The organism is Amycolatopsis sp. NPDC003676 (assembly GCF_053587275.1).
In genome coordinates this window covers 1-21,383 of the sequence record NZ_JBSFNS010000123.1, presented here as the reverse complement: position 1 = coordinate 21,383, position 21,383 = coordinate 1, and the positions used below count along the sequence as shown (strand labels likewise).

Below are 21,383 nucleotides of genomic sequence, written 5' to 3'. Positions count from 1 at the left end.
CGGCAGGCAGATTGGCGATCAGGTAGACCGCGAGGAACAGGCCGACGACCTGCTTGGCCGCGCCGAAGAGCACCCAGCCCGGACCCGCGAGCAGCATCCAGCCCCACCACTTGGCCCGGTTCTCCGGCGTGCGCGGCGGCATGAACCGCAGGTAGTCGATCTGCTCGGCGATCTGGGCGATCAGCGACAGGCAGACGCCCGCGGCCAGCAGCGCGCCGGACACGCTCACGCCGCCCCCGTTCTCGCCGCCGTAGGCGAAGAACGAGCCCACCGAATCGGGGTGGCGCACCAGCAGGAAGCCGAACGGCGCCACCATCAGCAGCAGCCACAGCGGCGTGGTCCACACCTGCAGCTTGGCCAGGGTGTTCATGCCGTAGATGACCAGCGGGAAGATGATCACCGTCGACGCCAGATAGCCCATCCAGAGCGGAATTCCGAGGCCCAATTCCAGGCCCTGGGCCATGATCGACCCTTCCAGCGCGAAGAAGATGAAGGTGAACGAGGCGAACACGATATTGGTGATCACCGAGCCGTAGTAGCCGAATCCGCTACCGCGCGTGATCAAATCCAGATCGATGTTGTAGCGCGCCGCGTAATAGGCGAGCGGAAATCCGGTCAGCATCACGACGACGGCGAAGATACCGATGCCGATCAGCGCGTTTCCGGTGCCGTGCGCGATGCCGATATTGGCGCCGATCGGCCGCCGAACGGGTAGCTCCGCGCGCGAAGGAGCTACTGGCGCCGACGTGGACGGAGCTGTCCGGCGACAGTCCGGAGTGGACAGAGTTGTTCGCGGACGGCGAACCCGGCGAGACCGACAAGTGGCTGGCTTCAGCCGAAAAGCTGCTCGACTCGTACTTCGAGCTGGAAGATCCGCGCAGGCTGGAGCCGGAGGCGTGCGAGCTGCACGTGGAGATCGAGCTGGGCTCGGGGGTGCTGCTGCGCGGGTACATCGACCGGGTGGATGTCGCGCCGACCGGCGAGATCCGGGTCGTGGACTACAAAACCGGGGCCGCGCCGCGGGAAATCGGCGAGGCCAAAGCGCTCTTCCAGATGAAGTTCTACGCGCTGGTGCTGTGGCGGTTGCGCGGGGTCGTCCCGCGGCAGCTGAAGCTGATGTACCTCACCGACGGCCAGTCGCTGGCCTACACGCCGGACGAAGCGGAGCTGGTCCGGTTCGAGCGCACGCTGGAAGCGATCTGGCAGGCGATCCTGAAGGCGGGCAAGACCGGCGATTTCCGGCCGAACAAGGGCAAACTGTGCTCGTGGTGCGATCACCAGGCGCATTGCCCGGAGTTCGGCGGCACGCCGCCGGAGTATCCGGGCTGGCCGGAGCCTGATCCGGGCGAGGAAACCGTCTTGGACCGGGCCGACTGATGGGCGACGCGTTCTTTCTCCCGCTCGGCGGCGACCGGTACGAGGCGACTGAGCACACCACCGGCCCGTGGGATCCGGGCGCGCAGCATTTCGGCCCGCCGTCGGCGTTGCTGGTGCGCGGGCTCGAAGGGCTGGAGTCGAAGCATCCGGCGCAGCTGGCGCGGGTGACGGTCGAGATCCTCGGCCCGGCTCCGGTGGGCGAACTGGAGCAGCGGTCGTGGATCGAACGGCCGGGCCGGACGGTCGAATTGGTCCAGTCCGAGCTGTCCGCGAACGGCCGGACGGTCGCGCGGGCGTCAGGATGGCGGATCGCGACGTCGGACACCGCCGACATCGCCACCGACGGCGGTCCGCTGCTGCCCGCGGCGGACGCGGGCAGCGAAGCGGCCTTCCCGGACGATTGGCAGGGCGGTTACCTGCACGCGATCGAATGGCGTGCGGTCCGCGGCGCGATCTCCGGTCCCGGCCCGGCCGCGGTGTGGGCGCGGCAGCGGTATCCGCTGGTCGACGGCGAGGAACCGACGGGCCTGCAACGGCTGTTCGCCATCGCCGACTCCGGCAACGGGGTGTCGCACTTCCTTCCGACGGCCGAGTGGTGGTTCATCAACTCGGAGCTCACCGTGCACCTGCGCCGGATCCCCGAGGGCGAGTGGATCGGCCTCGACGCGGTGACGCTGGTCGGGCCGCACGGCGTCGGCACCGCGACCAGTACGCTGCACGATCGTTCCGGTCCGGTCGGCACCGGCGCGCAGGCTTTGCTGGTGCGTCCGCGACAGGCCGGGGGCGGATGAGCGCGCCGCGGCGCACGAGTCCGATAGCCTTCGCGGAACGACCGACAAGGGAGCGCTCCGGCATGCAGATCACCTCGGTGGTCAACCAGAAGGGCGGGGTGGGCAAAACCTCGCTGAGCGTGGGCGCGGCCGCGGCCCTCGCCGAACGCGGCAGGCGGGTGCTGCTCGTCGACCTCGACCCGCAGGGGCACGCGACCACCGAGATGCTCGGCATGGACGAGGTCCCGGCGGACGCGCCGAGCCTGGCGAAGGCGCTGACGAAGCTGTGGAAGGGCCCGATCGAGCAGCTGGCGGTGCCGCACCCGCGCAGCAACATCGGCCGCGGCGGCGCGTTCGACGTGATCCCCACGTCTCCCGGCATGTTCGACCTGATCCGGAGGCTGGACCAGTTCCGCGTGCCCGGCTGGCAGCTGGCGAGGGTGATCCAGTTCGCCCACTACGACCACGTGATCATCGACTGCCCGCCGGCCCAGGACGTCCTGACGAACAACGCGCTGGCGGCCTCGCACGGCATCCTGGTCCCGGTCCAGCCGGACAAAACGAGCATCCGGGCCCTGCGCCTGCTGTCGGAACAGGTCCGCTACGTGGAACAAACCACTGGCCGCGCCCCCATCGCGTGGTTCGGCATCGTGCCCGGCCTGTACCGCCGCCCCATCTCGCACTACGCCGCGGCCGCCCTGCAGGAGATGTACTCCTTCGGAGTCCCCATGCTCTCGCACGTGCCCTTGGGCGTAGTGATGAACGAAGCGGCCGCACATGGGGTCCCGGTGACCACGTTCGCTCCGGAGACCATCCAGGCGGTGTCGTTCCGGGAGATCGCCGAAACCCTCGACAGTTATCTCGCGCAGAATCCCGGTCCCACCGAAGTCCCTGCTGACGACGAGTTCGTGTTCGAGGACTTCATTTCCGAGGTGGCGGTCGCCCGCAACGTCAACGACAACGGCGCGCGCAAGAAGCTGTACGACCTGATGCCCAAGCGTCCGAACCGCCCGCGCTGACGCACCGTCCACATGCGACAGAGGGCGTCTCCCCCGAAGAGAAGACGCCCTCTGTACAAGAGTTTTCTACAACCGACAGGACCGAATGTCCGACGCCAGCACAGCCTTGGCGCCAGTCTCAGCCAACTCGTCCATGATCCGGTTGACTTCCTTACGCGGCACCATCGCCCGCACAGCGACCCACTTCTCATCCGCCAACGGAGCCACCGTAGGCGACTCCAACCCCGGCGTAATCGAAATAGCCCGCTCCAAAATCTCCCGAGGGCAGTCGTAGTCGAGCATCATGTAGTGCTGCGCGAACACCACACCCTGCAACCGAGCCGCCAACTGCGACTTAGCCCGCGACCCCTCGCTCCCGGCCCGCTGCAACAACACAGCCTCAGAAGCACAAATCGGCTCCCCGAACGCCACCAAGTTGTGCTGCCGCAACGACCGCCCGGACTCGACCACGTCGGCGATAGCGTCCGCGACCCCAAGCTGGATCGAGATCTCCACCGCCCCGTCGAGCCGAATCACCTCAGCCTCAACGCCATGCCGAGCAAGATCGTCCCGGACCAGCCGCGGATACGACGTAGCCAGCCGCTTCCCGTGCAAATCGGCAGGTTTCCAGTCCCGCCCGGCAGGCGCGGCGTACCGGAACGTAGACGCCCCGAAGCCGAGCGCGAGCACCTCGTCCACCGGCGCCCCGGAATCGAGCGCGAGGTCGCGCCCGGTGATGCCGAGGTCCAGTTCGCCGGAACCGACGTAGATGGCGATGTCCTTGGGGCGGAGGAAGAAGAACTCGACCTCGTTGACCGGGTCGAGGACGGTCAGGTCCTTGCCGTCATGTCGCTTGCGGTAGCCCGCCTCGGAAAGCATCTCCGCCGAAGCGGCGGCGAGGGCTCCCTTGTTCGGCACGGCAACACGCAGCATTTCGGTTTCTCCTCGGTATCCGGTGCGCGAGCGCGTCACAGGTAGCGGTACACGTCCTCGGTCGAGATTCCCCGGCCGAGCATGAGCACCTGCACCCGGTACAGCAGCTGCGAGATCTCTTCCGACAGCCGGTCGTCGGATTCGTGCTCGGCGGCGATCCACACCTCGCCCGCCTCTTCGAGCACCTTCTTGCCCTGTGCGTGCACCCCGGCGTCCAGTGCGGCGACGGTGCCGGACCCGTCGGGACGGGTACGCGCGCGCTCGGCAAGCTCCGCGAACAGCTCATCGAAGGTCTTCACGAGGCCGGATCCTTTCATCCCGCGCTCGTCCGCGCCGTTCCGGGTGACCCGGATGCCGCCGAGGTCACAGCGACGGCAGCAGCGCCGCCAGTTCGGGCACGCCGACGCCGGCCAGCGACGTGCGGAACACCCGGCGCGGGCCGTCCGGGACGGGCACGTCGTTGGGGACGACAAGCACCGTGCAGCCTGCGCTTTCGGCCGATTCCGCGCCCGGCGGAGAGTCCTCGACCGCGACGCACCGGCCCGGCGCCACGCCGAGCAGCTCGGCGGCCTTCAGGTACGGCCGCGGGAGGGGTTTGTTCTGGCCGTCGACCTCGTCGCCGCAGACCGTGACGTCGAAGAATTCCCGCCCGATCGTGTCGAGCGCGAGTTCGGTCAGCGCGCGTTCGGTGGAGGTGACCAGCGCGGACTTGAGCCCGGCCGCGCGGACCGCGGCCAGCGCCTCGCGGGCGCCCGGACGCCAGGGCAGCGCGTCGTCGAACAGCCCGGCGGTGCGGTGGCGGATCCACTCCCCGGTTTCCGCGACCGCTTCCGGGGTGACCGGACGGCCGGTCTGCTCGAGCAGCACGGTGGCGGTGGCGTCCATGTTGGACCCCACGAGCGTCATCCGGACTTCCTCCGAAAGCGTGCCGCCGAGCGCCTCGGCGGCCTCGTACAGCGCGACGTCCCACAGTTTCTCGGAATCGACGAGGGTGCCGTCCATGTCCCAGAGGACAGCCGCCAGTCCGTCCGAAGAGGACGGTGCAGTCACAGTTTCTCCTTGTCCGGTGCGCCGCTCCGGCCGGGCGCGCTCGCCTCCAGCGTCCCACGCGGGCCGCCGTGAGCGGGGCCACACCCGCTCCGTGACACGCGGGGGCGGACACGCTGCGCAGCGTAGGTGCCCGAGGCCGTAGGCTGGTCAGGTGAGTGAGCCTGTCGACGACACCCCGCGGCCCGGCGACCCGGAGCAGGACCGCGCCGATGACCAACGCCCGATCATGATTCTGGCTTTCGAGGGCTGGAACGACGCGGGCGATGCGGCGAGCCAGGCGATCGAACACCTCCAGCTCACGTGGGACGCGACGCCGCTGGCCGAGCTCGAGCCGGACGACTACTACGACTTCCAGGTCAGCCGCCCCACGGTGAAGATGGTCGACGGCATCACCCGGCGGGTCGAATGGCCGACCACGCGGCTGTCGGTGTGCCGTCCCGAGGGCCTCGACCGCGACCTCGTGCTGGTGCAGGGCCCGGAGCCGAACATGCGCTGGCGGAAGTTCTGCGCCGAGATCGTGGAGCACGTCCAGGAGCTGGACGTGTCGATGGTGGTCGCGCTCGGCGCCCTGCTGGCCGACACCGCGCACACCCGCCCGGTCCCGGTCACCGGGACGGCCTACGACAAGGACACCGCGAGCAAGTACCGGCTGGAGCTGAACAACTACCAGGGCCCGACCGGGATCGTCGGGATCCTGCAGGACTACTGCGTGCAGGTCGGCATCCCGGCGGTGTCGATCTGGGCCGCGGTGCCGCACTACGTCTCGCACCCGCCGTCGCCGAAGGCCACGCTGGCGCTGCTGCACAAGCTGGAGGACGTCCTCGACGTCGAGATCCCGCTCGGCGCGCTGCCGGAGCAGGCCGAGGAATGGCAGCAGACGGTCAGCGAGATGGCCGACGAGGACGAGGAAATCAGCGAGTACGTGCGCAGCCTCGAGGAACGCGGCGACGCCGAGACCGACTTCACCATGGAGGAAGTCTCGGGCGACAAGATCGCCGCCGAGTTCGAGCGGTACCTGCGGCGCCGCCGCCCCGGGCAGGACGGCGGCTTCGGCCTCCGCTGACCCGTTCGCGGGCGGGAGCAATCCCGGCCCCAGGAGAGCGAACGCACGGTAGCTTCCGATCTACGAACAGTGACCTCGGCCCGCCCGGCGGGATGACGGAGCCTGCGCCGTTGACTGATCGCTCCGCGCTGCTCTGGTGCCCTCCCGAGCGCGTCTCGTTGACTGGCCTGGCGCGAGCGACATCGCGCGGACCAGGAGGTACGAGAATGTTCGGCAAGGCTCTAGCGGCGGCAGTGCTCGCGGCGGGCGCGATCACCGCGTCGGCGGCGACAGCGTCGGCGGCCCCGGTTTCCCCGGTGACGGCGAATGACTTCGGTGCCTGCATGGACTATGCGGTGGGCGAGTACGACGTCGAGCCCTGGCTCGCGCACGACGCGTGCGACGCCGGCTCGTTCGAGGAGTGCTACTGGGTCCTCCGCCGCGAGTACGTGCCCGCACAGGTCGCGGTGACGGCCTGCCGGCTCTCGTTCGACTGATCCCCGCGCCTGGGCACAGCCGGGACGCGAGCGCGCCGATCGCGTCCCGCTGTGCTCAGGCGGTGAGCAGCTTCCGCACCGGAACCGCGCCCCGGGCCCGCTTCCGCCACTCGCGCGGGTAGCCGAGCGACACTTCCTCGAACCGCACGCCGTCCGCGGACGTCGTGCGCGGGATGTGCAGGTGCCCGTAGACGGCCAGCTCGGCGCGGTAGCGCAGGTGCCAGTCCTCGGTCTGCGTGGTGCCGCACCAGAGCGCGAAATCGGGGTAGTACAACGGGTTCGTCGGGTGCCGGTGCAGCGGCCAGTGCGACATCAGGATCGTGCGGCGGTCGGCCGGGATCGCGTCCAGCCGGTCGCGGCTCACCTTCAGCCGTTGCTCGCACCAGGCCGCGCGCGATTCGTACGGGTCCGGGTGCAGGTAGTACTCGTCAGTGCACACGACGCCGATTTCGCGCGCGTGCGCGAGCGCCTCTTCGCGAGTCTTGCCTTCGGTCGCCGGGGTGCGCCAGCTGTAGTCGTAGAACACGAACAGCGGCGCGATAGTCAACGGCTCCGGGCCGAAGTCCCACACCGGGAACTCGTCCTCGGGCGTGAGCACGTCGATCTCGCGGCACTGCTCCACCAGGAACTCGTACCGCGCCTGGCCGCGCAGCTGGCATTCGTCGTTCGGCGTGGTCCACAGCTCGTGGTTGCCCGGGACCCACACGACCTTCGCGAACCGCTCGCGCAGCCTCGCGAGCGTCCCCCGGATGACCTTGGCGGACTCCGCGACGTCGCCGGCGACGAGCAGCCAGTCGCCGGGATCGTCGGGAACGACCTCGTCGACGATCGGGCCGTTGCCCTCGTGGGTCACGTGGAGGTCGCTGGTGGCGAAGAGAGACGGCACTTCTCCACCGTAACGACTTTCCGCGCCCGGGAGCGCCGGAACCGCCCATTCCCCCACCCCAGAACGACCAGCCCCGCGCTCACGTGAAGGCCTGCCTGCACGTTCAGCAGCACTGTCGGACCGGTCACCGCGAGGAGCGCCCCGGCCAGCAGCGAACCGGCCGCCGTGCCCGCGGCCATCAGCGCGTACACCGTGCTCAGCACCCGTCCCGCCCGGTCCGGGCCGGTCTCCGCCTGGACGTGCGACAGCAGCCCGGCGCCAGCCACCACGGCAGGCGCGCCGACGGCCATGAACAGCCCGACGTACACCCCGAGCACCGTCGTCGCGCCGGGCAGGTTCCAGATCGCCACCGACATCAGCCCGGCCGCGACCAGACCCCAGCCCTGCAACAGCACCGGCGCGACCCGGCGCGCCAGCGTGGCCACCGCGAACCCGGCTGCCAGCCCGCCGATCGCCTGCACGCCGCGCAAGAGTCCGGCGTCGGCCTCGCTGCCGCGGAGGACGTCGAGCACGAACACCACGAACAGCACCAGGAACATGCCCTGCGCGAGCGAGGTCAGCAGCGCCGACACGCTCGTCGGCCGGAGCCGTTTGCCCGCCAGATCGCGGATTCCGGCGAGCCAATCCGTCTGCTTCGGCACGGTTTTCCGCACCGTCACGCGGCGGAACGGGAACGCGAGCAGCATCCCCGCCACTGCCAGCGCGACGAGGTAGCCGACGATCACGCGATCCAGCCCGCCCCATCCGAGCAGCGCTCCCCCGGCCCAGCCGCCCGCGAGCCGCGCGACGCTGCCGTTCACGCTCATCAGCCCGTTCGCCGAGGTGACGTCCTCGACGCCGACCAGCTCCGGCACCAGCGCGCTGCGCGCGGGTTCGAACACCGACGCCAGTCCCGCTTGCCCCGCCATCACCGCGTAGACGGCCGCGACCGGCAGTTCGGCGCCGATCAGCAGCGGCAGCACCACGAGCGCCTGTCCGGCGCACACCACGGCCAGCACGACCCGGCGGTCCCACCGGTCCGCGACGACCCCGGCGATCGGGCTCAGCAGTACTGCCGGAAGCAGCCCGAGCACGATGCTCAACGCGGTCGTGACCGCCGAACCGGTGCGCACGAACAGGTACACCGGCAGCGCGACCTGCAGCATCCATTCGGCGGTTTCGCCGAAGAACGCGGAGACCCAGAGCCGGGCGAATCCCGGTGCCGCCAGCAGGCGTCTCACGCCGGTTTCCCGTCGTGCCCGATCCGGCGGAACGCACGCATCCCGAGGAAGACCGCGCGGGCGTCGGCTGGCGCGTCCTTGCGGATGGTGCTGACGTACGGCCGGATCAGGTCATCGATCGCCTTCGTCAGCGCGGTGACTTCTTCGGGCGTCGCGTTCAGGCCGTAGGAGAAGAATCCGCCGGTTTCGCGCCAGTCCTCGTCCAGGGTCTCGACCGTGTCGAGGTACCGCTGGGTCAGCTCCTGCTCCTCGGCCAGCTCCGTGCCGGTGACCGCGAGCTGCGCCGCCGCGAGCGCCGGATCGCCGCCCGGATTGCCCAGCACCAGCCCGACCTGACAGGCTCGCCACGGCCGTTCCCGACCGTCGCCGCCCTCGGCGCGCTCGACCAGGCCGTGTTCCGCCAGTTTGCGCAGATGCCAGCTGCAGTTCGACGCCGTCGAGCCCACTGCGTCGGCGCATTCGCTGGCCGTCGACGGGCCGACCGCCATCAGGTGGTGCACCAGCGCCGAGCGGAGCGGATGCGCGAGCGCGCGCAGCAGCTCGACGTCGTCGATCCGCTTGCGCGGGGGCAGTTCGGCCATCTGTGGTCCGTCCAAACTCTGAAGGATTTCTTTCGAAACTGTTCTTTCAGAGTTGCAGGCCGCCGCCCCGGCGTCAAGGCCGCCGAACGTTCCGGGAAAAACTGGTTGCGCGAGCGGGGGCGTCCCGCGTTAGGCTCCCAGCCATCATGGACAGCTGAACCGAGCCCTCCCCGCATCGAGGCCGCTCCCGGTCGAGCCCTGCTCCCGGGAAGCCGCGCGTTGCCCGTCGGGGATTTCGCTTCCACCGCAAAGGCCCGGTGCTCACTCATGTCTACTGTCCTGCACGCCTCCGACCTCGTCTTCGGCTACGGTGCACGCACAGTCCTCAACGGCGTTTCGCTCGTCGCGTCGCCCGGGAGGCGGATCGGTCTCGTCGGCGAAAACGGGGTCGGGAAATCCACCCTGCTCCGGCTGCTCGCCGGGCTCGAAGTCCCGCGCGGCGGCGACGTCGTGCGGCACGGCGACCTCGGCTTCCTCTTCCAGGAACTGCCGTTCGCCGGCACCGCAACGGTTTCCGACGTCCTTGACGAGGCACTCGCCGAGATCCGCACCGCGGCGGCGACGCTCGACAAGCTCGCCGCCGTGCTCGCCGAACGCCCCGACGACCCGGACGTGCTCAGCGAGTACGGCCACGTCCTGGAATGGGCGCAGGCGCACGACCTGTGGGACGCGGACCGGCGCGCGGACCTCGTCCTCACCGGTCTCGGGCTCGGCGACATCAAGCACGACCGGCGGCTGCACACGCTCTCCGGCGGACAGCGGTCGCGGCTCGGGCTGGCCGCACTGCTGGTGCGGCGGCCGCGCATTCTGCTGCTCGACGAACCGACCAACCACCTCGACGACAACGCCATGGAGTTCCTCGAACGGCACCTCGCGGAACTGACCGGCGTCGTCGTGCTGTCCTCGCACGATCGCGTGTTCCTCGACGCGGTCTGCACGGACATCGTGGACCTGGACCCGGTTCCGGCTGATCGCCGCGTGGGCGGCGCGACGCGCTACGGCGGCAGCTACACCGACTACCTCGGCCAGAAAAAGGCCGAACGCGCGCGGTGGGAGCAGCGCTTCACCGAAGAACAGGAGGAACTCAAGCAGTTGCGGGAATCCGTGCACGGCACCGCGCGGCGCGTCGCACACAACCGTGCGCCGCGCGACAACGCGAAGATGCTCTACGACTTCAAGACCGGTCGCGTGCAGAAGCAGATTTCCCGCCGGGTCCGGAACGCGCAGCTCAAGCTGGACACACTGGAGCGCGAGCAAGTCCGCAAACCGCCAGCGCCGCTTCGGTTTCGAGCCTCGCTGACCGCGGACACCAGCGGCGAAGGCCCGGCGGTTTCGGTGCGCGGCATCGCGGTCCCGGGTCGAGTGCAGTTGGACGAGCTGGACGTGGACCGCAGCGCGCGGCTCCTCGTCACCGGCGGCAATGGGGCGGGCAAATCCACCCTGCTGTCCGTGCTGGCCGGTCAGCTGACCCCGTCGGCCGGGACTGTCCACTTCGGACCCGGCGTGCGCGTGGGGTTGCTGGAGCAGGACGTCACGTTCGCTCGGCCGAAGCGGACCGCGCAGGAGGTGTACCGCGCCGCAGCCGGCGAAGCGGCTCCGTCGCTGTCCACGCTCGGGTTGCTGCCGCCGAGGGAACACGATCGTCCGGTCGGCGAGCTTTCGGTGGGTCAGCGTCGCCGGTTGGCGCTGGCGGTGCTGCTCGCGGAACCGCCGGACGTGCTGCTGCTGGACGAGCCGACCAACCACCTGTCGCTCAGCCTGGCCGAGGAACTGTCCGAAGCGCTCGACAGCGCGCCGGGCGCGGTCGTCCTTGCCTCGCATGATCGGTGGTTGCGCCGCCGTTGGGAAGGCGACCATCTAGCGCTGGCGCATGGCCGGCGCCAGGATGTATAGGTCGTTATACAGTTAAGTCAGCGGGCAGCGGCCGGTTCGAGTTCCGGCTACTGCCCGCTGTCAAAAGCTCAGAGAACGATGCCCAGCAAGGCGTCCACGGCTTCCTTGATCAGGCCCGGCGCGGCCTGGTCGGTGCCGTCGCGGCGCAGTGCCGCAGTGACCCAGGCGTCGATCGCGGTGAGCGCCTTCGGCGTGTTCAGGTCGTCGGAGAGGTGGTCGCGCAGCCGCGCCACGGTGTCCCCCGCGTCGGGCCCGGCCGGCAGCGCGACCGCTTCGCGCCAGCGGGCCAGCCGCTCCTGCGCGTCGACCAGCAGCTGATCAGTCCACGCCCGGTCCTCGCGGTAGTGCCCGGCGAACAGCGCCAGCCGAATCGCGGCCGGGTCGATGCCGTCGGCGCGCAGCCGCGACACGAAGACCAGGTTGCCGCGGGACTTCGACATCTTCTCGCCGTCGAGCCCGATCATCCCGGCGTGCACGTAGTGCCGGGCGAACGGATGGTCGGCGGCGACCGCTTCAGCGTGCGCCGCGCTGTACTCGTGGTGCGGGAAGATCAGGTCGGAACCGCCGCCCTGGACGTCGAATCCGAGCCCGAGGCGGTTCACTGCGATCGCACTGCATTCGATGTGCCAGCCGGGCCGCCCAGCGCCCAACTCCGACTCCCACGACGGCTCGCCTTCGCGCGCGACGCGCCACAGCAGCGCGTCCAGCGGGTGCCGCTTGCCGGGACGGTCCGGGTCGCCGCCGCGTTCGGCGAAGAACTTCGCCATGGTCTCGGCGTCGTAGTTCGACTCGTAGCCGAACCGGCCGGTCGCGTTGTGGTCGAAGTAGACGTCCGGGAACTCGGCGTCGTCCGCGCGGTAGGCGCTGCCGTCGGCGAGCAGCTTCGCGATGACCTCGACGATCTCCGGGATCGCCTCGACCGCGCCGACGAACTGGCGCGGCGGCAGCACCCGCAGCGCCTCCATGTCCTCGCGGAACAGCGCCGTCTCGCGCATGCCCAGCACGATCCAGTCGTCCGAATCGCGTGCCGCGCGCTCCAGCAGCGGCTCGTCGATGTCGGTGACGTTCTGGACGTAGTGCACCTCGTGCCCGTTGTCCCGCCACACCCGGTTGACCAGGTCGAACGCGAGGTAGGTGGCGGCGTGGCCGAGGTGCGTGGCGTCGTAGGGGGTGATGCCGCAGACGTACATCCGGGCGGCGGCCCCAGGCGCGGTCGGACGGACCTGCCCGGTCGCGGTGTCGTGGAGCCGGAGGGGGCGGGGCGTGCCGGGCAGCCGGGGCACGGCGACGGAGGACCAAGTCTGCATACCTCCGACTGTAAGCGTGACGTCCGTCCGCTTTCCCACGAGGTGGGAGAGACAACCGATCTGTCTCTCCCACCCCCCAGGGTCAGGCCTGCTGCCGGGCGGCGTTCGCCCGGACGGCGTCGCGGACATACGCCCCGATGCCGGGCCGCTGCTCGTCCTCCCGGACCAGGAACGCCAGCTGCGCGGGCTCGTCCGCGTACAGGGCCGCGATCCGCTGCTGCATCGCGTACCCGCACTCCCCCATCACCGCGGACAGCATCGCCCGGTGCTCCTCGGCGAGCTCGCCCGCCGCCGGGCTGTCCGCCGGCACGCCCTCGTCGACCAGCGCGACCAGGCGGCGCACCCAGTCCTTCCGCTGCAGCTCCGCCTCGGTCCACTCCTCCTTGGTCTCCGGCAGCTTCGTCTGCTTCCACTCCGCACAGTCGCCCCAGCGCCGCACGGCTTCCTCCGAATAGCCCTCCGGCGCCTGGAATCCGCCGAACACTTCGAACTTCTCCTCGGGCGTCAACGTGTTGCCCATGGCTCTCGCCTCCAGCAATCGGTCGACGGCCGCGACCATGCGCTCGATCCGGTCCCCTTGCGCCACCAGCAGCTCCCGCTGCCGTTTCAGGTGGTGGTCGGCGTCGGTTCCCGGCTCCGCGAGCACGGACGCGATCGTCTCCAGGGGAAAGCCGAGCTCCCGGTAGAGCAGGATCCGCTGCAGCCGGTCGAGGTCGGCGTCGTCGTAGCGCCGATAGCCGGACGTCGTCCGCCCGCTCGGCGACAACAGCCCGATCTCGTCGTAGTGGTGCAGCGCGCGCACGGTGACGCCGGCCAGCGCCGCCACCTCGCCCACTCGGTAGCTCATCGCTCTCCCCCTGTTTCTTCGGCCGAACGGCCCTTGCGAGAACCCACGATCGCGCCTCACGCCGCGTGAGGGTCAAGTCTGGTGGACACCGCCGTCCGGCGCGAGTACGAACGAAGCATGGCTCTGCGCACGCCGATCCGCGCCCATTCCGCTCTTCCGCCTGGTCCCCGCCTGCCGATGGCGGTCCAAACCGTCCTTTTCGGCGCTTTCCGGAACTCCCTGCTGCCGCTGCTGCGCCGCCGCTACGGAAATGTGGTGCGGCTGCGGCTGTACCCGGAACGGTCAGTGGTGCTGATCGGGGACCTCGATCTGGTCCGCGAGATCTTCGCCGGTCCGGTCGAGACGTTCCACGCCGGCGAGGGGAACATGGTGCTCAAACCCATGCTGGGCGGGCATTCGGTGCTGCTCACCGACGAGGAAGAACACCGCCGGGCTCGGAAGCTGCTGATGCCCGCGTTCAACGGGGCGGCGATGCGCGGGTATCGCGACATGGTCACCGAGCTGACGCTCGCGGAGCTGGAGCGGTGGCCGCAGGGGCGGGCGTTCCGGGTGCACGACCGGATGCGGGCGTTGACGCTCGAAGTGATCCTGCGAGTCGTTTTCGGGGTGACGGACGGGCCGCGGCTGGCGGAATTGCGCGTGGCGCTGGAGCAGGTCATCGACATCAGCGCGCTGGATCTTTTCGGCTGGCACAGCCCGGCACTGCAGAAGTTCGGGCCGTGGCGGCGGAATCTCGAGCGGCAGCAGCGGGTCGACCAACTGCTGTACGCGGAGATCGCCGAGCGGCGGGCGGCGCCGGATCTGGCCCAGCGGACCGACGTGCTGTCCCGGCTGCTGAGCGTGCCCGGCGAGGACCAGCTCAGCGACCTCGAACTGCGCGACCAGCTGATCACGTTGCTGCTGGCCGGACACGAGACCACGGCGACCGCGCTGGCCTGGGCGCTGCACGAGCTTGCCCGTGATCCGGCGATCGCCGCGGAGACCGCCCGCGCAGCGGACGAGGGCGACGAGAAGTACCTGGAAGCGGTGGCCAAGGAAGCGATGCGGCTGCGGCCGATCATCTCCGAGGTGTCCCGGAAGCTCACGAAGGACGTCCAGGTCGGCCCGTATACGGTTCCGGCCGGGCACATGGTGCTGCCGTCGATTTCGCTCATTCACGCGGACCCGGCGCACCATCCGTCGCCGGAGGTGTTCGACCCGACGCGGTTCCTCGGCAGCGGCCCGCCCGCCGGCAGCTGGTTCCCGTTCGGCGGCGGCGCGCGGCGCTGTCTCGGGGCGGGATTCTCGTTGCTGGAGGCGACGATCGTACTGCGGGAACTGTTCACGCGATACCGGGTGAGCGCGCCCAGTTCGCGGCCGGAGCGAGTGAAGACCCGCCACATCACGCTCGTGCCCGGCGACGGCGCGCGGATCCTGGTGCACCGCCGCTGAGGTCCGTGAGGGGCTCTGATTCCCCTCACGGACTTTCGGCCAAGCGGTCAGCGGCGGCGGGTGCGGAGGTAGTCGCCTACTACTGCCGCGCCCAAACCGTCCAGGTCCGGGGCGATGACGCGGCCGCCGGAGCGTCGGGCGATGGTGTCCACGAACGCTTCCAGGCGCGGGTCGTCGCCCAGCCGGAAGACGGTGACCGACGCGCCCAGCTTCGCGATTCTGTCCACTTCGGACAGTGTCTTGTAGATGGTCGCCGGTTCCGGCGGGTAGGAGAATTCCGCTTCGCCGTCGGGTTCCAGGTGAGCGGTGGGCTCGCCGTCGGTGACCATGAGGACGACCGGCTGGGCGTCCGGGTGACGGCGCAGGTGGCGTCCGGCCAGCAACAGCGCGTGGTGGGCGTTGGTGCCCTGTTCCCAGGTGCCCTCCAGACCGACGAGTTCAGGCAACTCCACAGGCATCGCGTAGCGGCCGAAGGTGATCAGCTGCAAGGCGTCGTTGCGGAATCTGGTGCTGATCAACTGATGCAGCGCCAGCGCGGTGCGCTTCATCGGCAGCCAGCGACCCTCTTGGATCATCGACCACGATGTGTCGACCAGCAGCGCTACCGCCGCTCGCGAGCGATGTTCAGTCTCGATCACCTCGACATCCTCGACGTCGAGACGCACACTGCCCGCCCCGACCGCGGTGGAGCGCAATACCGCATTGCGCACAGTGCGCGGAACATCCCACGGTTGCATGTCACCGAACCGCCAGGGACGGCTCGACCCGGTCGGTTCGCCTGCCGCACCCGCGGACTCGGTCTCCCGCTCTCCGGTTTTGCCGCGGAGCGAATTGACCACATCGGACAGTGCGGTTTCGCCAAGGCGGCGCAATGCCTTGGGCGACAACCGCAAGGTGCCGTCCGCAGCGCGTTCGAACAGGCCTTGCTGACGCAGTTCTCGTTCCAATTCGGACAGCCGGCGAGCATCGACGCCTGCGTCCGGACCGAGTTGGCGTTCCAGCGCCTCCAGGTCGATGTCCTCCAGGCGCGCGCCGGGATACGACTGGCCCAGCTGCTCGGCGAGGGCGTCCAGCTCCGCCAGGTCGGCCATCGCTTGCGCGCCTTCGCCGAGGCCCAGCGGATCCTGGCCGCGGAAGCGCGAGGACGACGTCCAGTCCTCCCCCGGCCGCAATGCCCGCAACTGGGAGTCCAAAGCGGACAGTTGCTGCGCCAGTCTCGGATCGCCGAAGGCCTGCTGCGAAAGCTCGGCCAGCTCGGCCCGTTGTTCCTCGGACATCGAGTTCAGCATCCGCTGCGCGGCCGCGGAACGGGCCGCGAGGACGTCGATCAGCTCTTCGACGTTCTGCGGGTTCTCCGGGAAGAACTCGCCGTGCCGCCGCATGAACTCGCTGAAGCGTTCGTCGATGTCGCTCGCGCCTTGGGCGTGCGCGGACAGCAGCGCGTTGAGGTCGCCGAGCATCTGGTTGATCCGCTCGACGTCCTCGGGCCCGGCGTTCTGCATCGCCTGTTTCATGCCCTGGAACCGCGCGTCCAGCAGCTCGCGGCCGAGGAGGTCGCGGATCTGCTCGTACTTCTGCCGTGCTTCGGCCGAGCGCCAGTCGTACTCGTTCAGCTCGCGGACGGCCGCCGCGGTGCCGGGCGGCAGCGCGTCCAGCTGGGCTTCGCGGAAGCGGGCCTCGTCGTCGGGGTCCGGGAACAGTTCCCGGCGCTCGGCTTGGAGTGCTTCCTGCAGCAGCTGCTGGACTTCCTGCAGCGTGCCGTCCAGCCGGTGCCGCCGCTGGATCTGCGAACGGCGCTGCCACAGCTGACGGGTCAATTCGTCAAGGCCAGCAGTGCGTTCGGTGCCGCGGCGCAGCAACTCCTCCAGCGCCGAGCGCGGCGACGAACCGCCCATGACCTCGCGGCCGATCTCGTCCAGTGCGTCCCGCAGGTCCGCGGGCGGGGCCAGCGGGTCCGGCCCGTCGTGCCACGGGCCGTAGGAATATCCCTCCGGTAAGAGCGGCATTATTCGCCGTAGACCGTCGTGCCGTCGTCGGAGTCCTTCGCCAGCCGGCGAGCGAGGAACAGCGACTCCAGGGCCAGTTCGACCGCCGCCGCGATCCGGCCCGCCGGCTCGTCCGCGGACACTCCGGCCCGCTGGGCGACCTCGTGCAGCACCGGCAGTTCCGGCAGCGCCGCAAGGACTTCCGCACCCGGGATGCGCTCGCCGGTGGCGACGAGGTGGCCGTCCGCGACCGCGTCGGACAGCGGCCGCAGGTCCAGCCCGGCGAACCGTTCACGGGCGGTTTCCGCGATCGCGCGGCGCATCAGGTGCACGAGGTGCTCGACCTCGCGGCCTTCCTCGCCGGGCTCGAACTCGACCTTGCCGCGCAGCACGGCGGGCACGGCTTCGAGATCGACCGGACGTGCGACCGCCGGGTCCTCCCCCGTCACCGCGGCCCGGCGCAACGCGGCCGCCGCGACGGTTTCCGCCGCCGCCACCGCGAACCGGGCGGACACGCCGGAACGCTGGTCGATGACCGGCGACTCGCGCAGGTTGCGCACGAACCGGGCCAGCACCTCCAGCAGCGGCTCGCCGACCTCCGCGACGAGGTTCGCTTCCTGGCGCACCACGGCGACCTCGGACTCGACGTCCAGCGGGTAGTGCGTGCGGATTTCCGCGCCGAAGCGGTCCTTCAGCGGCGTGATGATCCGGCCGCGGTTGGTGTAGTCCTCGGGGTTGGCGGTCGCGACGAGGAGGACGTCCAGCGGCAGCCGCAGCGTGTAGCCGCGGACCTGGATGTCGCGTTCCTCCATGACGTTCAGCAGCGCGACCTGGATCCGCTCGGCCAGGTCGGGCAGCTCGTTGATCGCGACGATGCCGCGGTGCGCGCGCGGCACGAGTCCGAAGTGGATGGTCTCGGGGTCGCCGAGGCTGCGGCCTTCGGCGACCTTGACGGGGTCGACGTCGCCGATCAGGTCGCCGACGCTCGTGTCCGGCGTGGCCAGCTTTTCGGTGTAGCGCTCGCTCCGGTGCCGCCAGGCCACCGGCAGGTCGTCGCCGAGTTCGGCGGCGCGGCGGATCGAGGCGGGCGTGATCGGGTCGAGCGGGTGTTCGCCCAGCTCGGAGCCCTCGATGACCGGGGTCCACTCGTCGAGCAGGCCGGCCAGGGTGCGCAGCAGGCGGGTCTTGCCCTGGCCGCGTTCGCCGAGCAGGACGACGTCGTGGCCGGCGAGCAGGGCGCGTTCGAGCTGGGGCAGCACGGTGCGGGAGAAGCCGACGATGCCGGGCCAGGCGTCGCGGCCCTCGCGCAGCGCGGCGAGCAGGTTGTCGTGGATCTCGCGCGCGATCGGGCGCGGGGCGTATCCGGCGGCGCGAAGCTCGCCGGCAGTACGGGGAAGAGCGTCGGGAACAGCGTTCACCCCTTCGACGCTACTGACCGTTCCGGCATCCGTCGACGTGGAGCGGCTCCAGCCGGGCGGGGATCGGCGGAGCCGGGAGGAACCGGTAAAATCAGCAGTCGTGTGCCGACCCAGTGCGACCCTCGCCGTCTGGTCCTCCGCGTGGCTGAACGGGGCCGCGGCGTCCGACGACGTCCTCGATGCCCTGCAGGAGTGGGCCGAGGCCCACGACGTGGTCGCGGCAGATCCCACCGCGGCGGACGCCTTCGATCTTCCGCTCGCGTTCCATCGGGCGGCCACTCCGGTGCAGCTGCTGCTCGCGTTGCGGGCGCAGGGTGCGGGGAGCGTCCAGCTCGTGCTGCCTGTTCCCGGCGATGTGCGCGGGCTGGGCGGTGGCGGGCCGTTCGCTGACGCTGCGTTGCGGTGCGGCGAGGCGGTCGTGTTGAGCGGGCTGGCGTTCGGGTTGGTGCCGGAGCCGATCGCCGAAGGGCTGATGCGGTGGACGGTGTATTCGCTCGCCGCGCCGGTTTCGCTGGAATATCAGCCATTGGCGGACGCTGAGCACGGGTTGACGGACGCGATCCGGGCCAGTGCCGGGGCGTTGCAGGCCTTGGATGTGGCCAGTGATCGGCCTGGGGTTCGGGCGGAGTTGTCGGCGCATTTGCGGGCTCGGCCGCAGGTGGAGTGGCCTGCGGGGACGCCGGGGCGGGCGTTGCGGGTGTTGCAGCGGGCCGAGGAGATTTCGGCGATTTTGGCTGTTGCTCAGGCGGATGACCCAGGTGGAGCGTTGTCGGCTTCGGCGGTGAATCGGCGGGCCGAGGCGTTGCGGCCGTTGGCGGAGGCTGTTCGGGGGGCTCGGACCGCTTCGGTCAATGAGGCTGTGCGGGTGTTCGCTGAGCAGGGGGATCGGCAGGCTTGACGCCTGTCCCGGTGACGGATTCGCTTCGCGAATGAGGTTTGCCCGGCGACGGGCGGAACGGTCCGTGAAGGCGACCCTCACTACCGGCCGCGGTACGTGAGGGGAACCCTGAGGGACTCTGATTCCCTCAGGGTTCCCCTCACGACCGGTCAGCGGGTGGGGCGGCGAGGTGGCTCGCAGCAGGCGACCGCGCAGGGGGCGCCGTTGACGGTGCAACCGGCTGCGGGGAAAGGCGAGAGTTTCCGCGCGGGGGCATCGGCCAGGTGTTCGCGGACCAGTTCGACCACCATTTCGGCGAACCTCGGGTCCGAGTCCGGCGTTGCGGCGCGGGCGAAGGCCATGCCGTGTTCGGCGGCTCGGTCCGCGGCTTCGTTGTCCAGGTCCCAGATCACCTCGAGGTGGTCCGCGACGAAGCCGATCGGGCTCACCACTACGGAGTCCACGCCTTGGGCGTGCAGGGCGTCGATGTGGTCGACGATGTCCGGTTCCAGCCACGGAATCTGCGGCGGGCCAGAGCGCGACTGCCAGACGACGTCGTACTCGGCGATTCCGGCTTCGGCGGCCACGAGACGGGCGGCTTCGGCGATCTGCTTCGAGTAGCGGCGGCCGCCTTCGGAGGGCGGGCCGGAGGCGAGGTCGGCGCTTTCCGGGATCGAGTGGGCGGTGAAAACCGTGCGCGTGCCGGGGCGGTCGCCGAGTTTCGCGTGGGCCGCGCGGACCGCGTCGGCGATCGTGGCGATGAACAGCGGGTGGTCGAAGAACTGGCGCAGCTTGACCAATTCCGGCGCGTCATCCCCGACGGCGGCGCGGGCTCGTTCGATGTCCTCGTCGTACTGGCGGCACGCGGAGTAGCCGCCGTACGCGCTAGTCGGGAACACCAAAGCGCGACGGACGCCCGCGTCCTTCATCCCGGCCAGGGTGTCTTCGACCATCGGCGTCCAGTTGCGGTTGCCGAAGTGCACCGGAAGCTCGATGTTCTCGGCCGCCAACTGCTTCTCGACCGCAGCGATCGCGGCCCGGTTCAGCCGGTTGATCGGCGAGACCCCGCCGAAGTGCTGGTAGTGCTCGGCCACCTCGAGCAACCGCTCCCGCGGCACGCCCCGGCCCCTGGTGACGTTCTCCAGGAACGGCATCACCTCGTCGGGCCCCTCCGGACCGCCGAACGAAAGCCATAGCAACGCGTCGTAACCCACGGTGTCCATCCTGCCCCTGTGGCGCTCCGCACGCCTCGGCGGCCCGGTTATGTACTGCGCTATCCAAAATGTGTTAGCGTGGTCGTCATGCCGAGGCCACGCGAGTTCGACGAGACCGAAGCGCTCGAAGGCGCCATGAACGCCTTCTGGGCGCGCGGATACGAGTCCACGTCGACCGAAGAACTGTGCGCCGCCACCGGACTAGGGCGCAGCAGCATCTACAACACGTTCTCCAGCAAGCACGAACTCTTCCGGCGCGTACTGGACCACTACTCGCACCGCGGCATCCGACTGCGAGAGACCCTGCTGGACAACGCTCCCGACGGGCTAGGCGCCATCCGCCTGCTCCTCACTTCGACAATCGACGACGAACTGGAAAACGGCAGACGCGGCTGCCTGATGGTGAACGCCATCGCCGAATTCGGCACCACCGACCCGGAAGTCGCCGCACAGGTGAACGCGGACACCGAAGCGCACCTGTCAGCGCTAACGCACTTCGCCCGCACCGGCCAGGCAGACGGGAGCATCACCCGCGACCGCGACGCCGCCGAAATCGCGAACTTCATCCACGCCACCATCTCCGGAATCCGCACGATGTCCCGCCGCGGAGCCGAACAAGAGGCCCTGACCTCAGTAGCGGAAATCGCCACGAGCGCGGTCTCCCGCCGCTAGCCGCCCGCTGACACCAAAGACACCCCACCCTCGCACCACCCGCTGACCGGACGTGAGGGGAACCCTGAGGAACTCTGATTCCCTCAGGGTTCCCCTCACGTACCGCGGCCGGCAGCGAGGGACCCCTTCACAGACCGCTCCGCCCGCCACCGGGATTCGCCCCCAATGTGGCATTGGGTGCATCGCACGCACCCAATGCGGCATTCGGTGCGCCTGACGCACCCAATGCCACATTGGGGCGCAAGCCCCGCCCCACCACCAAACCGCACTGACGCACCCAACGATCGAGGCACCCACCCCCTCCCCCGCACCCCGATATGAAGCGTCCCTGCGGTTCGGGGTCGGTGGGCGGGGTCGAGACGGTGTCGATGTCGGCGTTCGACGG

At 69.9% G+C, this 21,383-nt stretch carries 19 protein-coding genes and 2 pseudogenes; 9 read left to right on the top strand and 12 right to left on the bottom strand.

The annotated features are described in order from the left end of the window. Positions 1-622: pseudogene (locus tag ACWDNU_RS39125) on the bottom strand (hypothetical protein); the annotation flags it as partial. 80 nt (positions 623-702) lie between these two features. Here ACWDNU_RS39125 and ACWDNU_RS39120 point away from each other — a divergent pair. From ACWDNU_RS39120 to ACWDNU_RS39110, 3 genes and pseudogenes are all read left to right on the top strand, one after another. After that, positions 703-1,377 (top strand): annotated as a pseudogene (locus ACWDNU_RS39120) (RecB family exonuclease); the annotation flags it as partial. Next, positions 1,377-2,168, top strand: a complete 792-nt coding sequence (locus ACWDNU_RS39115; RefSeq protein ID WP_370937230.1) for a thioesterase family protein — start codon at positions 1,377-1,379, stop codon at positions 2,166-2,168. The pseudogene ACWDNU_RS39120 and the gene ACWDNU_RS39115, both read left to right, overlap by 1 nt. 62 nt (positions 2,169-2,230) lie before the next feature. Then, a complete protein-coding gene (locus ACWDNU_RS39110) occupies positions 2,231-3,166 on the top strand; it encodes a ParA family protein (RefSeq protein ID WP_370937231.1) in 936 nt (311 codons plus the stop codon). Positions 3,167-3,232: 66 nt separating this feature from the next. Here ACWDNU_RS39110 and hisG read toward each other — a convergent pair whose 3' ends face one another. The 3 genes from hisG to ACWDNU_RS39095 all read right to left on the bottom strand — a co-directional run bounded on the left by hisG (position 3,233) and on the right by ACWDNU_RS39095 (position 5,128). Further along, a complete protein-coding gene (gene hisG / locus ACWDNU_RS39105; protein ID WP_182894715.1) occupies positions 3,233-4,078 on the bottom strand; it encodes an ATP phosphoribosyltransferase in 846 nt (281 codons plus the stop codon). Between the two features lie 35 nt (positions 4,079-4,113). After that, complete coding sequence (locus ACWDNU_RS39100) at positions 4,114-4,377, bottom strand: phosphoribosyl-ATP diphosphatase (RefSeq protein WP_027927607.1); 264 nt, start codon at positions 4,375-4,377, stop codon at positions 4,114-4,116. Between the two features lie 64 nt (positions 4,378-4,441). Continuing rightward, entirely contained in the window at positions 4,442-5,128 is a 687-nt protein-coding gene (locus ACWDNU_RS39095; RefSeq protein WP_449672559.1) for an HAD family hydrolase, read from the bottom strand. A 151-nt stretch (positions 5,129-5,279) separates the two neighbouring features. Between ACWDNU_RS39095 and ACWDNU_RS39090 the strand changes: the two genes are divergently transcribed. Both ACWDNU_RS39090 and ACWDNU_RS39085 read left to right on the top strand, forming a co-directional pair. Beyond that, positions 5,280-6,191, top strand: a complete 912-nt coding sequence (locus ACWDNU_RS39090) for a PAC2 family protein (RefSeq protein ID WP_370937232.1) — start codon at positions 5,280-5,282, stop codon at positions 6,189-6,191. 206 nt (positions 6,192-6,397) lie between these two features. Beyond that, on the top strand, positions 6,398-6,667 hold the full coding sequence (locus tag ACWDNU_RS39085; protein WP_449672558.1) for a hypothetical protein: 270 nt from the start codon (positions 6,398-6,400) through the stop codon (positions 6,665-6,667). Between the two features lie 55 nt (positions 6,668-6,722). On the opposite strand, the gene ACWDNU_RS39080 is transcribed toward ACWDNU_RS39085, so the two are convergent. From ACWDNU_RS39080 to ACWDNU_RS39070, 3 genes are read right to left on the bottom strand one after another with little or no spacing between them, the layout of a single operon-like run. Next, entirely contained in the window at positions 6,723-7,553 is an 831-nt protein-coding gene (locus ACWDNU_RS39080; RefSeq protein ID WP_370937234.1) for a metallophosphoesterase family protein, read from the bottom strand. After that, positions 7,517-8,773, bottom strand: coding sequence for an MFS transporter (locus ACWDNU_RS39075; RefSeq protein WP_449672557.1), 1,257 nt, complete (start codon positions 8,771-8,773; stop codon positions 7,517-7,519). Before ACWDNU_RS39075 ends, ACWDNU_RS39080 begins: the two co-directional genes overlap by 37 nt. Next, positions 8,770-9,354, bottom strand: a complete 585-nt coding sequence (locus tag ACWDNU_RS39070) for a helix-turn-helix domain-containing protein (RefSeq protein WP_449672556.1) — start codon at positions 9,352-9,354, stop codon at positions 8,770-8,772. The genes ACWDNU_RS39075 and ACWDNU_RS39070 overlap by 4 nt, the downstream gene beginning before the upstream one ends. Before the next feature lie 267 nt (positions 9,355-9,621). On the opposite strand from ACWDNU_RS39070, the gene ACWDNU_RS39065 reads away from it, so the two are divergent. Continuing rightward, a complete protein-coding gene (locus tag ACWDNU_RS39065; protein WP_449672555.1) occupies positions 9,622-11,247 on the top strand; it encodes an ABC-F family ATP-binding cassette domain-containing protein in 1,626 nt (541 codons plus the stop codon). A gap of 68 nt (positions 11,248-11,315) precedes the next feature. On the opposite strand, the gene mshC is transcribed toward ACWDNU_RS39065, so the two are convergent. After that, a complete protein-coding gene (gene mshC / locus ACWDNU_RS39060) occupies positions 11,316-12,554 on the bottom strand; it encodes a cysteine--1-D-myo-inosityl 2-amino-2-deoxy-alpha-D-glucopyranoside ligase (protein WP_370937238.1) in 1,239 nt (412 codons plus the stop codon). A gap of 82 nt (positions 12,555-12,636) precedes the next feature. Next, positions 12,637-13,401, bottom strand: a complete 765-nt coding sequence (locus tag ACWDNU_RS39055; protein WP_449672554.1) for a MerR family transcriptional regulator — start codon at positions 13,399-13,401, stop codon at positions 12,637-12,639. A 117-nt stretch (positions 13,402-13,518) separates the two neighbouring features. Between ACWDNU_RS39055 and ACWDNU_RS39050 the strand changes: the two genes are divergently transcribed. Then, positions 13,519-14,832 carry a cytochrome P450 gene (locus ACWDNU_RS39050; protein ID WP_449672561.1) on the top strand — a complete coding sequence of 438 codons (1,314 nt, stop codon included), beginning with the start codon at positions 13,519-13,521 and terminating at the stop codon, positions 14,830-14,832. Positions 14,833-14,879: 47 nt separating this feature from the next. Here the strand turns inward: ACWDNU_RS39050 and ACWDNU_RS39045 are convergent, their stop codons facing one another. Both ACWDNU_RS39045 and ACWDNU_RS39040 read right to left on the bottom strand, forming a co-directional pair. Further along, on the bottom strand, positions 14,880-16,838 hold the full coding sequence (locus ACWDNU_RS39045) for a hypothetical protein (protein WP_449672553.1): 1,959 nt from the start codon (positions 16,836-16,838) through the stop codon (positions 14,880-14,882). Continuing rightward, positions 16,838-18,235 carry an ATP-binding protein gene (locus ACWDNU_RS39040; protein WP_370937241.1) on the bottom strand — a complete coding sequence of 466 codons (1,398 nt, stop codon included), beginning with the start codon at positions 18,233-18,235 and terminating at the stop codon, positions 16,838-16,840. The genes ACWDNU_RS39045 and ACWDNU_RS39040 overlap by 1 nt, the downstream gene beginning before the upstream one ends. 100 nt (positions 18,236-18,335) lie before the next feature. On the opposite strand from ACWDNU_RS39040, the gene ACWDNU_RS39035 reads away from it, so the two are divergent. Further along, a complete protein-coding gene (locus tag ACWDNU_RS39035; RefSeq protein WP_370937242.1) occupies positions 18,336-19,133 on the top strand; it encodes a hypothetical protein in 798 nt (265 codons plus the stop codon). A gap of 149 nt (positions 19,134-19,282) precedes the next feature. Here the strand turns inward: ACWDNU_RS39035 and ACWDNU_RS39030 are convergent, their stop codons facing one another. Further along, positions 19,283-20,326: a ferrochelatase gene (locus ACWDNU_RS39030; protein WP_449672560.1), complete on the bottom strand. Its 1,044-nt coding sequence runs from the start codon at positions 20,324-20,326 to the stop codon at positions 19,283-19,285. A gap of 87 nt (positions 20,327-20,413) precedes the next feature. Here ACWDNU_RS39030 and ACWDNU_RS39025 point away from each other — a divergent pair, with 87 nt between their 5' ends. Continuing rightward, on the top strand, positions 20,414-20,998 hold the full coding sequence (locus ACWDNU_RS39025) for a TetR/AcrR family transcriptional regulator (protein ID WP_449672552.1): 585 nt from the start codon (positions 20,414-20,416) through the stop codon (positions 20,996-20,998). Positions 20,999-21,383: the final 385 nt, after the last annotated feature.